The sequence below is a fragment of the Actinoallomurus iriomotensis genome (assembly GCF_030269445.1).
GTDB classification, from domain to species: Bacteria; Actinomycetota; Actinomycetes; order Streptosporangiales; family Streptosporangiaceae; genus Actinoallomurus; species Actinoallomurus iriomotensis.
The window spans coordinates 336,642-348,739 of sequence record NZ_BSTJ01000010.1 but is presented as its reverse complement, the minus strand read 5'-3'; the positions used below and the strand labels follow the sequence as shown (position 1 = coordinate 348,739).

General features: G+C 71.9%; 12 protein-coding genes. 8 read left to right on the top strand and 4 right to left on the bottom strand.

What is annotated here, in order from left to right:
- Positions 1 to 40 precede the first annotated feature (40 nt).
- The 8 genes from QSK37_RS36630 to QSK37_RS36595 are packed head-to-tail and all read left to right on the top strand — an operon-like array spanning position 41 to position 7,771.
- Positions 41 to 1,270, top strand: coding sequence for an ABC transporter substrate-binding protein (locus QSK37_RS36630; RefSeq protein ID WP_285630109.1), 1,230 nt, complete (start codon positions 41 to 43; stop codon positions 1,268 to 1,270).
- Positions 1,271 to 1,319: 49 nt separating this feature from the next.
- Entirely contained in the window at positions 1,320 to 2,195 is an 876-nt protein-coding gene (locus QSK37_RS36625; protein WP_285572796.1) for a carbohydrate ABC transporter permease, read from the top strand.
- Positions 2,192 to 3,082: a carbohydrate ABC transporter permease gene (locus QSK37_RS36620; protein ID WP_285572798.1), complete on the top strand. Its 891-nt coding sequence runs from the start codon at positions 2,192 to 2,194 to the stop codon at positions 3,080 to 3,082. Before QSK37_RS36625 ends, QSK37_RS36620 begins: the two co-directional genes overlap by 4 nt.
- A 2-nt stretch (positions 3,083 to 3,084) precedes the next feature.
- On the top strand, positions 3,085 to 4,104 hold the full coding sequence (locus QSK37_RS36615) for an NAD-dependent epimerase/dehydratase family protein (RefSeq protein WP_285630107.1): 1,020 nt from the start codon (positions 3,085 to 3,087) through the stop codon (positions 4,102 to 4,104).
- Positions 4,104 to 5,081 carry a dihydrodipicolinate synthase family protein gene (locus QSK37_RS36610; protein ID WP_285630105.1) on the top strand — a complete coding sequence of 326 codons (978 nt, stop codon included), beginning with the start codon at positions 4,104 to 4,106 and terminating at the stop codon, positions 5,079 to 5,081. The genes QSK37_RS36615 and QSK37_RS36610 overlap by 1 nt, the downstream gene beginning before the upstream one ends.
- On the top strand, positions 5,065 to 6,036 hold the full coding sequence (locus QSK37_RS36605) for a hydroxyacid dehydrogenase (protein WP_285630104.1): 972 nt from the start codon (positions 5,065 to 5,067) through the stop codon (positions 6,034 to 6,036). The genes QSK37_RS36610 and QSK37_RS36605 overlap by 17 nt, the downstream gene beginning before the upstream one ends.
- Positions 6,037 to 6,047: 11 nt before the next feature.
- Complete coding sequence (locus QSK37_RS36600) at positions 6,048 to 6,872, top strand: fumarylacetoacetate hydrolase family protein (RefSeq protein ID WP_285630102.1); 825 nt, start codon at positions 6,048 to 6,050, stop codon at positions 6,870 to 6,872.
- Complete coding sequence (locus QSK37_RS36595) at positions 6,869 to 7,771, top strand: GNAT family N-acetyltransferase (RefSeq protein ID WP_285630100.1); 903 nt, start codon at positions 6,869 to 6,871, stop codon at positions 7,769 to 7,771. The genes QSK37_RS36600 and QSK37_RS36595 overlap by 4 nt, the downstream gene beginning before the upstream one ends.
- Here the strand turns inward: QSK37_RS36595 and QSK37_RS36590 are convergent.
- From QSK37_RS36590 to QSK37_RS36575, 4 genes are read right to left on the bottom strand one after another with little or no spacing between them, the layout of a single operon-like run.
- Positions 7,762 to 8,403 carry a DUF2238 domain-containing protein gene (locus QSK37_RS36590; protein WP_285630098.1) on the bottom strand — a complete coding sequence of 214 codons (642 nt, stop codon included), beginning with the start codon at positions 8,401 to 8,403 and terminating at the stop codon, positions 7,762 to 7,764. The genes QSK37_RS36595 and QSK37_RS36590 overlap by 10 nt on opposite strands.
- Before the next feature lie 41 nt (positions 8,404 to 8,444).
- On the bottom strand, positions 8,445 to 9,527 hold the full coding sequence (locus tag QSK37_RS36585) for an Hsp70 family protein (RefSeq protein ID WP_285630097.1): 1,083 nt from the start codon (positions 9,525 to 9,527) through the stop codon (positions 8,445 to 8,447).
- Positions 9,527 to 10,234, bottom strand: a complete 708-nt coding sequence (locus QSK37_RS36580) for a response regulator (RefSeq protein WP_285630095.1) — start codon at positions 10,232 to 10,234, stop codon at positions 9,527 to 9,529. The genes QSK37_RS36585 and QSK37_RS36580 overlap by 1 nt, the downstream gene beginning before the upstream one ends.
- The gene (locus QSK37_RS36575; RefSeq protein ID WP_285630092.1) at positions 10,225 to 11,880 is read right to left on the bottom strand and encodes a sensor histidine kinase; all 1,656 of its coding nucleotides are present in this window, start codon (positions 11,878 to 11,880) and stop codon (positions 10,225 to 10,227) included. The genes QSK37_RS36580 and QSK37_RS36575 overlap by 10 nt, the downstream gene beginning before the upstream one ends.
- Positions 11,881 to 12,098: the final 218 nt, after the last annotated feature.

Below are 12,098 nucleotides of genomic sequence, written 5' to 3'. Positions count from 1 at the left end.
CGAGATCGTCCCGATGAGATTCAGAACGAGAGGAACAGCCATGCGACTGCGCGCACTGGCGATGGCGGCGCTGACGGCAGGAGCGCTGACCGCTTGCGGCAGCGGCTCGGGCTCCGGCCACACGGAGAACGTCACCATGTGGACCTATCCGGTGATCCCGGACCAGGCCAAGCACCAGGCCTTCTGGAACGAGCAGGTGGCCGCCTTCGAGAAGGCCAATCCGACCATCCACGTCAAGGTCGAGATCTACCCGTGGGTCAAGCGGGATGAGGCGCTGTCGACCGCCATCGCCGGGAACAAGGCGCCGGACGTCGTCTACCTGATCCCCGACCAGATCCCCAAGTACGCCCGGCTGATCCAGCCCGTCGACAAGTACCTGTCCGCGCCGGCCAAGGCCGACTACCGGGACAACGCCCGGCGGGCCGTGACCGTGGACGGCGCGATGATGGGCGCCCCCATTCTGATGAGCTCCAACCCGCTGATGTGCGACAAGAAGGCCTTCGACAAGGCCGGGGTGACGACCTATCCGAAGACCTGGGACGAGCTGATGAAGCTCGCCCCGGCGTTCAAGGCCAAGGGCATCGACGTCACCAACTACTGGGCGGACCCCTCCGCGACGCTCAACCAGTCGTTCTACCCGCTGCTCTGGCAGGCCGGCGGCGACGTGTTCGCCCCGGACGGGAAGTCCGTGGCCTTCGCCGGTCCCGCCGGCGTCAAGGCACTGACCTTCCTGAAGCAGCTCGTCGACGGCGGATACATGGAGAAGGACCTGCTGACCGGGCTGCCGAAGTTCGAGCAGACCCACGTCGCGCAGAACAAGGTCGCCTGCACCTGGCAGCACGTCCCCGCCGACGTCGAGTCGTTCTGGGGCAAGGACAACATCAAGGTCTTCCCGCCGCTGAACGACGCCAAGCAGGTCGCGTACGGCACGGTCGGCGCGCTGTCCATGCTCAAGACCTCCTCCAAGAAGGCCGCGGCGGGCAAGTGGATCGCCTTCGCGACCAGGGCCGAGGCGACCAAGGCCTATGACGTGGCGTCGAGCAACTTCTCCCCGCAGAAGTCGACCGGGTCCCTCTACCCGAACGACCCGGTCCAGGCCGCGATGGAGCAGACCGTCGGCTACACGACCGCCGGCCCGCTGAACGACAAGGCGCGCGACGTCATGGGCGTCCTCGCGCCCGAGATCCAGGCCGCGCTGATCGGCAAGAAGCAGCCCCAGCAGGCTCTCGCGGACGCCGCCAAGGCGGCCGACGCGCTGCTGAAGGGCTGACGAGACACGGGGCCCGCCGGACGGCGGGCCCCGAGACAAGGAGGTGACCATGGCGACGACCGCCGGAACGCCCCGCCGGAGGGCCCTCTCACGGTGGGAGACACGAACCGGTCTGCTGTTCGTCCTGCCGTGTTTCCTGCTGTTCCTGGCCTTCCGCTTCGGGCCGTCCATTGCCGGAGTGCTGCTCGGCTTCTTCGACTACACGATCGGGGACAGCCCCACCTTCAGCGGCGTGGACAACTACCGGCGGCTGCTCGCCGACCCGACGTTCTGGTCCGCGCTCAAGGTCACGCTGTTCTACACCGTGCTGTACGTGCCCGCGTCCATCGGCCTGTCGCTGGGCATGGCGCTGCTGGTGCGCCGGGCGTTCCGCGGCGCGCGCTTCTTCCGCTCGGTGTTCTTCCTGCCCGTCGTCACCAGCCTGGTGCTGGCCGGCACGATCTTCACCTGGCTGTTCTCCTCCGAGGGGCCCTGGACCAAGCTGACCGGCTCGTCCTGGCTCGCCTCCACCACGCTGGTGGTGCCCGCCCTGGTGCTGGTCTCGGTGTGGTCCAGGTTCGGGTACGGCATGTTGATCATCCTGGCCCGGCTGCAGGACGTGCCGCGCGAGTTGGAGGAGGCCGCGCTCACCGACGGAGCCGGCCCGTGGCAGCGGTTCCGGCACATCGTCGCCCCTCAGCTCCGGCCCGCGCTGTTCTTCCTCGCGATCATCGAGACGACCAACTCGTTCCAGGTGTTCGACCTGGTCTACGTGATGACGGGCGGCGGTCCGGCGCACTCCAGCTACACCCTCGTCATGCACCTGTACGACCAGGGCTTCAAGTACTTCGACTTCGGCTACGCGAGCGCCATCGGCGTCTCCCTCTTCGTCATGACCCTCGTCGTCGCGCTGATCCAGCGCCTCATCCTCGGGAGGAACAGGTGAGCCTGACCGCCACCCGCCCGGCGCCGTCCGCGCCGGCCGCCCGGCCCGTGACCCGTTCGTACCGGGCGCTGGAGCCCTCGCGGACCGGCAAGGTCGTCCGGGTCGTGCTGCTCGCCATCGCCACCCCGGTCACGCTGTTCCCGTTCTACGCGATGGTCGTGCTGTCGCTGAAGCCGGCCACGGCCGTGCGGTTCCCGGCCAGCCTGCTGCCCTGGCCGCTCCACACCGGCGCGTACGCGCAGGTCCTCGGCGGCCGTGACATGCTGCGCTGGACGCTCAACACCCTCGTCTACTCGGTGGTGAGCGTCGTGGCGGTGCTCCTGCTGGCCTCACTCGCCGGCTACGCCTTCGCCAAGAAGCGCTTCCCCGGCCGGGAGACCATGTTCTGGTCGTTCCTGTCGATGGTCATGGTGCCGTACCACGTCACGCTGATCCCGACCTTCGTCCTCATCTCGAAGCTCGGCGGGGTCGACACCTACTGGGGACTCATCCTGCCGACGCTCGCCAACGCCCAGGCCGTCTTCTTGATGCGGCAGTTCATCGGCGGGCTGCCGGACGAGCTGTTCGAGGCCGCGCGGCTGGACGGGTGCTCGGAGTGGCGGGTCTTCACCCGGATCGTGCTGCCGCTGTGCAAGCCGATCCTGGCCACTCTGGGCGTCTTCGTCTTCCTCTGGCACTGGAACGACTTCCTGTGGCCGCTCATCGTCGGCCAGGACACCCACATGCGCACGCTCACCGTCGGCATCGCGGCGCTCCAGCAGGAGAACGTACCGCTCAACGTCGTGCTCGCCGGTGCGACCGTCGCCTTCGTCCCCATCTTCGCGGCCTACCTCGTCGGCCAGCGCTACTTCACCGAGGGCGTCACCATGTCCGGAATCAAGGGTTGAGGATGTTCACGTCAGAAGAGGACCTGCAGGACCGGCTGACCACCCCCTCGGCCGCGCTCGTCGCCGACCTCGCCGCGGGAGAGGGCGACCTGGTCGTGCTGGGCGCGGGCGGGAAGATGGGCCCGACGCTCTGCCGCCTGGCCCGCCGCGGCCTGGACGCGGCGGGCCGGAGCCGCGACCGCGTGTACGCCGTGTCGCGCTGGTCCGATCCCCGTGCGGCGCGCGACCTGGCCGGACACGGTGTGGAGATCGTCTCGTTGGACCTGCTCGGCGGCGACCTGACGACGCTGCCGGACGCGGCCGACGTGGTGTTCATGATGGGCGTCAAGTTCGGCACGAGCACGGCGCCGTACCTCGCGTGGATCGGCAACGCCGTTCTCCCCGCGCGGGTCGCCGAGCGGTACCCGGACGCGCGGATCGCGGTGTTCTCCACCGGGAACGTCTATCCGCTGACGCCGGTGACCGGCGGCGGCTGCACGGAGCGCGACCCCGTCGGCCCGGTCGGCGAGTACGCCATGAGCTGCCTCGGCCGGGAGCGGATCTTCGAGCACGCGGCGGCGGCCCGGGGCACGCGCGTCGCGATCCTGCGCCTGAACTACGCGATCGACCTGCGTTACGGCGTGCTCGCCGACATCGGCCGGACCGTACGGGCGGGTGAGCCGGTCGACGTCACCACCGGCCACGTCAACGTGGTCTGGCAGGGCTACGCCAACGAGGTGGCGCTGCGCTCGCTCCGGCACGCCGCGGCCGAGCCGTTCGTCCTCAACCTGACCGGCCCGGAGACCGCCCCGGTCCGCCGCGTCGCCGCGGCGTTCGCCGAGCGCTTCGGGCGCGAACCCGTCCTCGCGGGCGAGGAGGCCGGGACCGCGCTGCTCAGCGACGCGACACTGTGCCACCGCCTGTTCGGCTACCCCGAGGTGCCCCTGGGCACGCTGATCGACTGGCAGGCCGCCTGGCTGGAGGCGGGACTCCCGACCTCCGGCAAGCCGACCAGATTCGCCGTCCGCGACGGGAGGTTCTGATGCTCCGCGAGGGCACCGTCATCCCGGCGCACCCGCTGGCGCTGACCGCCGAACGCCGGCTGGACGAGCGCCGCCAGGCAGCGCTGACCCGCTACTACCTCGCGGCGGGCGCGGGCGGGCTGGCCGTAGGGGTGCACACCACCCAGTTCGGGATCCGCCGGGCCGGGCTGCTCGAACCGGTCCTGCGGCTGGCCGCCGACGTCATCCGCGCCGACGCCGGACGCCCGGTGGTGAAGATCGCGGGAGCCTGCGGGGACCTGCGCCAGGCCGTGGCCGAGGCCGAGCTGGCCGCCGGCCTCGGCTACGACGCGGTGCTGCTCTCCCCGGTGGTGCCGGGCGCCACAGAGGCCGACCTGCTGGTACGCGCGCGTGCGGTCGGCGAGGTCCTGCCGGTGGTCGGCTTCTACCTGCAGGCGGCGATCGGCGGGCCGGTCCTGTCCCGTGCGTTCTGGCGGGCCCTCGCCGACCAGCCGTCGACCGTGGCCATCAAGGTCGCGGCCTTCGACCGCTACCGGAGCCTCGACGTCGTCCACGGTGTCGCCGCCTCCGACCGTCGCGACCAGGTCGCCCTGTACACCGGCAATGACGATCACATCATCGGCGACCTGCTCGCCGACCTGCCCGGCGGACTCCGCTTCGCCGGCGGGCTGCTCGGCCAGTGGGCGGTGTGGACCCGGGCGGCCGTGGAGATGTTCGCGACGGTCCATGCGGACGCGGCGCTCTGGTCCGGGCGGGCCGCCGCGCTCACCGACGCGAACGCCGCCGTCTTCGACGCCGCCCACGGGTTCGCGGGCTGCATCGCCGGCGTGCACGAGGTGCTGCGCCGCCAGGGCCTGCTGGACGGCATCTGGTGCCTGGATCCGGACGAGGGCCTCTCCCCCGGCCAGGACGCCGAGCTGACCCGGGTGGGCGGCGCCTACCCCTGGCTGACCGACGACGACTTCGTGGCGGAGCATCGTGATGACTGGCTCCGCTGAACCCCTCCGGGTGCTCGTGTGCGTCCCCGAGGAACTGCGGCGGCAGTTCTTCCCCGATCCCGGTCCCCTGCTCGCCCTGGGTGAGGTGAGACTGCTCGACGACCATCGCGAACTGGCCGGCGCCCTGCCGGGCACCGAGGTGCTGGTGACCGGCTGGGGCACGCCGCCGCTGGACGCCGGGCTGCTGGACTCGGCGCCCACGCTGCGGCTCGTCGCGCACACCGGTGCCAGCGTCAAGCCGTTCGTCACCGGCGCCCTGTGGGCGCGGGGAGTTCACGTGACGCAGGCGGGGGCGGGCATGGCGCGTTCGGTGGCCGAGGTGGCGATGGCGTTCACGCTGGCGCTGCTGCACCAGGTGCACCGCTTCGACCACGCGCTGCGTGGCGGGAGCTCCTGGGCCGCGGCCGAGCGGGCGCCCCGGCGGCACGAGATCCTCGGCTGCCCGATCGGCGTGATCGGCGCGTCCCGGACCGGCCGGGCCTACATCGAGCTGGCACGCGCCCTCGGCGCCGACGTCCGCGTCACCGACCCCTTCCTCGAGGACGCCGTCGGGCTCGATGAGCTGCTCGCGAAGAGCCGGATCGTCGCCGTGCACGCCCCCGCGCTTCCGGAGACTCGTCATCTGCTCGGGTCGCGCGAGCTGGCGCTGATGCCGGACGGGGCCGGCCTGGTCAACACCGCGCGGTCCTGGCTGGTGGACGAGGCCGCGCTCCTGGCCGAGCTGCGGACCGGCCGTCTGGACGCCGCACTCGACGTCTTCGACGAGGAGCCGCTGCCCGACGACCATCCGTTCCGGACCCTGCCGAACGTCCTGCTCACGCCCCACCAGGCGGCCGGGACGGCGGAGTGCCGGAGAAGGCAGGGCGACATCGTGATCGCCGAGATCGAGCGGCTGGCGGCGGGACTGCCGCTGGAGCACGCGGTGACCGCCGCGATGCTGCACCACATCGGATAAAGGAGAAATCATTGCGTTATCTACGCGTCGGCGAGCCGGGACGGGAACGACCGGTCGCCTTCGACGGCGAGCGGTACGCCGACCTGTCGGGCGTCACCGCCGACATCGACGGCGCCTTCCTCGCCCGGGGCGGGGTTCGGGACCTCGCGGGCCTGCCGGAGATCGACGTCACCGGCCTGCGCGTCGGCCCGCCGGTCGCGCGGCCGGGCGTGGTGCTGTGCGTGGGGCAGAACTACGCCGCTCACGCCGCGGAGTCGGGCGCCGAGGCGCCGTCGAGCCCGATCGTCTTCTACAAGGCCCCGAACACGGTGGTCGGGCCGTACGACGACGTCCTCATTCCGCGCGGCTCCACCATGACCGACTGGGAGGTCGAACTCGCCGTGGTGATCGGCCGGCGGGCCCGCTACCTCGACTCGCCGGACCAGGCCCTCGACCATGTCGCCGGATACGCGATCGCCAACGACGTCTCCGAGCGGCACTTCCAGCTCACCGAGTCCGGCGGCCAGTGGTCGAAGGGCAAGAGCTGTGAGACGTTCAACCCCCTGGGGCCGTGGCTGGTCACCCCCGACGAGGCGGGACACCCGCAGAGCCTCGGCCTGCGCTCGTGGGTGAACGGCGAACCCCGCCAGGACTCCACCACCGCCGACATGATCTTCAGCGTGGCGTACCTGATCTGGCACCTGTCCCAGTACACCGTCCTCGACCCGGGCGATGTGCTCAACACGGGCACGCCGCAGGGAGTCGCCCTGTCGGGCAGGTTCCCCTATCTGGCCTCCGGCGATGTGATGGAACTCGAGATCGACGGGCTCGGCCGGCAGCGGAACGCGGTGCTGTGATCGAGTTCCGGACGGCGCTTCCGGAGGACCGCGACTCCCTCTACCGCGTCTGGGCGGCCTGTTTCGACGCGCCGCACATCGTGCCGTTGTACGAGAGCGAACCCGGCCGGTACGACCGGACCTTCGTCGCGGCCGGCGACGACGGCGTCCACGCCGTCGTCTACTACGTGCCGCGCCGGATCCGCAACGCCACCGGCGGCGTGGACCTCGTCGGTGGAGTCGCCAACGTGGCGACGCGGCCGGACGCCCGCGGGAGAGGCCACATCAAGCGGCTCCTCTCCATGGCCCTCAACGCCATGGCCTCGGAGGGGTGCGCCTGGTCCCTGCTGTTCACCGGCACCCCCGGCGTCTACGCGAACGCCGGCTGGTCGACCTTTGAACTGCGCCACCCGTCCGGCACCTTGGCCGGGGCCGCGGCGCCCGGCACCCGGACGACGACCAGGCGGGTCGGCCCGGACGCGTGGCCGGCCCTCGCGCCGCTGTACGAGCGGCACAACGCCCGGCGCCCCCTGACCACCGTGCGCGGGTCCGAGGACTGGCGGCTGCGGGTCCCCGTCTGGTACGGCCCTCCGGTGGAGTTGACGGTCACCGAACGCGCCGGCAGGCCGATCGGGTACCTGGCCGCGCGCTGGCACGCCGACGCGGTCGAACTCCTGGAGGTCGCCGGGGACCAGGTGGCGGTGTTCGAGGAGGTCACGGCGCGAGCCGCCCGCCGCGGCGTCAGCCACGGCCGGGCACGCCTGCCGGCCGACGAGGCGACACTCACCGCCCTGCCGCACCTGTTCAGCGACGTGCGCTACACCGCGGACACCACCGGCATGATCCGCCCGATCACCACCGACCCCACCGAGACCGTCCGCGCGCCGACCGCCGTCCACTGGCCGGCCGACTACTTCTGAGAGTTCGAGCCCAGGGCCTGGCCCCCGTCGGCGGCGTCGGGCTCCGGGGAGGACTGCGCCGGGCGGAGCGCGGCGACGAGCACTCCGGCGAACGTCGCGCCGGACAGGCCCAGCACCTCGTCGCCGATGGTGTCGCGGTAGATGCCGATCACCTCGTTGGTGTTCATGATGAACGTCGCGTACTCGGCGAGTTCCCACAGGATCGCCGCGATCGCGCCGAAGCCGGCGCAGGCGAACGCCGCCATCCACCGTGGCAGCACCGGCCCCCGCCGCAGCGCGGTGCCGAACGCGGCGCTCACCAGGGCCCAGTTGGCGAAGTGGCAGAAGTCGTCGAACCAGGTGAGGGTGTCGTAGAGGTTCGCGGCGTTGCCCGCGACGTCGATGACGAACGGGGCGACGACCAGCGCGTCCACGTCCCACGGGTACCGGGCCGAGCCGCGCAGGCGGCGGACGATCAGCCAGATGACGGGGACGAGCACCGCCGCGAGGGGATAGGTCATCGCACGGATGCCCATGGCCTTGGCCGCGAAGCGGTCCCAGTGTGGGTGGGCCAGCGCGAACAGCAGCAGCCCCGCCAGGGCCGCCTTCATCGCGAGGGAGAGAGCGGCCCACCACGTCGTCGCACGGTTCACGGGCGCCATTATCCGGACGACGGCGGACGGCTCGCCATCGCTCAGAGAAGCTCCCCGTCATGGAGCCGGAGCGCACCCGTCCGGCCGTCGCGGGCCGCGATGGCGGCGCCCAGGGCGACCGCCTGGTCCGGGTCGATGGTCGTGTCCGCCACGCCGCCGAGTCGTCGTTCGATCATCCGGCGGACCATCGGCATCCGTGTCGAGCCGCCGACGAGCAGGATGCGGTCGATCCGGGCCCAGCTCACGCCGGCGCGGCCGAGGGCCGCGTCGGCGACGGCCGCGGCCCGCTGCAGGAGGTCCCGGGTCATCCGTTCGAACCGTTCGCGGCTGACCTCCACCGTGTAGCTCCGGTCGGCGCCGGCGATGAACAGCCGCGTCTGGAACGCGCGGCTGAGCGCGTGCTTGGCCTGTTCGCACCGTTCCCGCAGTTCCGCCTGGCGGCGGCCGCCGTCGAGCAGGTCCGGGCCGGCCAGTTTCCGCACCTCCGAGGCCACGTACGCCATGAGCCGGTCGTCGAAGTCGAAGCCGCCCAGCCGGCGGTCGCCGTCGGTGGCGAGGACATGGGATCCGTCGTCGTCGACCGTCATCACGGTCACCTCCAGCGTCCCGCCGCCGAGGTCGTACACCAGCACGGTCCCCTGGGTGACCCCGAAGGCCAGGCCGGCCGCGACGGGCTCGTCGACCAGCCCGGCAACGGTGAGGCCGGCCGCCTCCGCCGCGCTCCTCAACGCCCGCCGCGCGGCCGCTCCGGCGCGGGCGGGCGCCGTGAGCACCACCTCGCCGATCGGCTCGCCGAGCGCCGCCGCGGCGTCCTCGGCGAGCCGCCGCAGGATCAGACCCTGGATCTCCTCGGCGCCGCGTACGCCGCCCTGGGAGTCGGTGAACGTCCAGCCCGCGGCGCCCTCTCGTCGTTTGGCGAGTTCGACGCAGTCGCCGGGGACGTTCTTCGTCGCGTGCTTGGCGGTCTTGCCGATCAGCGCCTCGCCCGCGCCGGACAGGAGGACGACGGAGGGGGTGAGCAGGTCGCCGTCGTGGTTCCACAGCACCTCCGGCCGGCGGCCCGGCCGGGCCGCCGCCACGGCGGAGTACGTGGTCCCCAGGTCGATGCCGATCGCCGGTGCCATCACTCCTCCACGCCCTGGGCCGTACGGACGCCGGACGGCCTCGGGCCCGCGCTGCGCAGCCAGGCCAGTACGGCCAGGACGCGCTTGTGGTCGTCGGGCGACGCCGGGATGTCGAGGGTCTTGAACACCTCGCTGAGGTACGCCTCGACGGTCGGGACGGCCACCTTCATCCGCTCGGCGATCGCCTTGTTCGTACGGCCCTGGGCGAGGAGTTCCAGCGCCTCCCGCTGCCGCGCCGTGAGCAGGGCGATCGGGTCCTGGACGCGGCGGGTCCGCAGCATCTGCTCGGCCAGCGCGCCGTCGATGACCGTCTCCCCCGCGGTGACGCGTGCGAGCGCGTCGACGATCGTCCGCGCGTCCTTGATGCGTTCCTTGCCGAGGTAGCCGATGTGGGTGCCGTCGCCGATGGCGGTGATGCGCCGCAGGTACGCGGGCGTCATGTGCACCGAGAACATCACGATGCCGAGCCGCGGATGGTCCGCGCGCAGCCGTTCGGCGGCGCGCAGGCCGTCGTCGTCCTGCGGCCGGCCGAGGTGGCCGCCGAAGTTGATGTCCACCAGCACCGCGTCGGGCCGGTGGCCGCGGACGTGGACCAGCAGCTCGGCGGTCGTGGCGGCCTCGGCCACCACGTCGACGCCGAGGGCCTGGATGCTCTGCCGGTACAGGTCGCGGAGCATCGGGACGTCGTCCGCGACGATCACACGCATGGGATCCTCGCGACCACGTGAGTGCCCTCGCCGTGCGGGCTGCGGACGTGCAGGCGGCCGCCGTACGCCTCGATGCGGTCGCGCAGCCGTGCCAGCCCGGGCCCCTCGGTGTCGGCCCCGCCGACACCGTCATCCCTGACCTCGGCGATGATGACGCCCCCGGACTGCCGGACGTCCACCTGGAGATGGACGGTGCCGGCGTACTTGTGCGCGTTCGTCAGCGCCTCGCTGACGAAGAAGTAGACGGTCTTCTCCACGGTCGCCGGCAGGCGGTGCTCCGGCGCGGTGAGGTGCACGATCAGGCCGAGGCCGTCGGCGGTCTCCTCGATCGCCGCCGCCAGGCCCGCGTGCGTCAGCGTGTGCGGGTAGACGCCGTGGGCCAGGTCGCGCAGCTCCCGCAGGGCGTTCGCCACGAGCCGGTCGGCGGTCTCCACGAGCGCCGGCACCCGCTCGGGCTCGGCGTGCTCGATCTTGGACAGTGCCACGCGCAGCGCGCACAGGTCCTTTTGCGCCCCGTCGTGCAGGTCGGCCACGATGAGCTGGCGCGCGTCGTAGTCGGCGGTCAGCAGCCGCCGCGACAGCATGAGGTTCTCCATCGCCAGCTTGCTGATGGCCACCGCGGCACCGGCCAGTTCGCCGTCGCCGGCCATGGCGGCGTCGACGACCAGTAAGGCCAGCCGCCGGTCCCCGCGGCCGTGGACCGGGATGGTGCGGCGGTCGCGCGAGGAGGTCGCGACGTCGGCCGGTTCGCCGTCCACCGTCAGGTAGCCGCGGTCGGCCTCGGACCAGATGAGCAGGTCAAGGCCGGGATCGCGCAGATTGTGCCGCAGCAGCTCCCGCAGCAGATGTGTGGTCGGGTACGTGGTGTCGAAGACGGCCATCAGAGACGACAGCCGGGTCAGCCGCCGCTGCGCGAGCGACACCAGGAACGCGATGGGCACGCCCAGCTGGGCCATGCCCTCGATGGCGAACACCTCTTCGTGCGGGCCGGCGAGCGCGGTGATGACGACCACCGGGCCGGAGGCCATCGCCGCGAGGATGCCCGCGGCGGCCACCGGCAGGCGTTCGGCGCGGTGACGCCGGCCGCCGACGCGCAGCCCCCGCAGCATGAACACCAGGAAACCGAGGGCGAGTAGCGCGCAGCCGGCCATCAGCGTGTACTCGAGAGTGTCGTAGAGCCGCCGGTCCGCCCACAGGTTCGGCCACCAGGTCGCGGGCGTGGCATTGGGGATGCCGACCCACGCCGGCCGCGCGACACAGGCCTCGATCGCCGGGAGCCCGATCACCCATACGGCCATGATCACCATGAAGCCGCGCCGGTGCCGTCCCAGTGACGCCGACGGATAGCGCAGCAGGGCCCACGCGGTGAGGGTGATCGGCAGGTACTCGAAGACCTGCGCGTACAACGGGCCCGGGCCCGACGCCCACTCGTCCGCCCATTCCAGTGGTCGCGCGACCCCCGACGCGATCAGGACGTACCCCGTGACCCGCTGTTCCGCATCCCCTGCCAGGAGCGCCCCCGCTCCGATGGCCCCAGCGGATACCAGCAGGTTGACCACGGTCGTGAGTGGGTGCCGGACCCAGAGCCCCCCCTCGGCCACCGCGGGGACGAGCACGGCTGACACCAGCGCCGCCTGGACCGTCACCGATCTCCACCGCGGCGAGCCCGCCGTCCGGACCGACGGGCGAGACCGTGCGGCCGGAGTGGAGGGAGCCGCGGCTGTCATGACACTCCCCTCTGCCAATCCGCCGGCTGACGGTCCCCGGTTGCCAGGCATCAGCTTGCCGTCGGATCCGACCATTAGATACCGGGCTACCCCGGTAGAAGTACCGAGAACTATGCGCTAGCCCCACATAGCACTGC

What these genes read in the sequence shown, in the direction of transcription:
- QSK37_RS36630 (WP_285630109.1), top strand. Translation starts at nt 41, where the DNA reads ATGCGACTGCGCGCACTGGCGATGGCGGCGCTGACGGCAGGAGCGCTG.
- QSK37_RS36625 (WP_285572796.1), top strand. Translation starts at nt 1,320, where the DNA reads ATGGCGACGACCGCCGGAACGCCCCGCCGGAGGGCCCTCTCACGGTGG.
- QSK37_RS36615 (WP_285630107.1), top strand. Translation starts at nt 3,085, where the DNA reads ATGTTCACGTCAGAAGAGGACCTGCAGGACCGGCTGACCACCCCCTCG.
- QSK37_RS36610 (WP_285630105.1), top strand. Translation starts at nt 4,104, where the DNA reads ATGCTCCGCGAGGGCACCGTCATCCCGGCGCACCCGCTGGCGCTGACC.
- QSK37_RS36605 (WP_285630104.1), top strand. Translation starts at nt 5,065, where the DNA reads ATGACTGGCTCCGCTGAACCCCTCCGGGTGCTCGTGTGCGTCCCCGAG.
- QSK37_RS36585 (WP_285630097.1), bottom strand. Translation starts at nt 9,527, where the DNA reads ATGGCACCGGCGATCGGCATCGACCTGGGGACCACGTACTCCGCCGTG.
- QSK37_RS36580 (WP_285630095.1), bottom strand. Translation starts at nt 10,234, where the DNA reads ATGCGTGTGATCGTCGCGGACGACGTCCCGATGCTCCGCGACCTGTAC.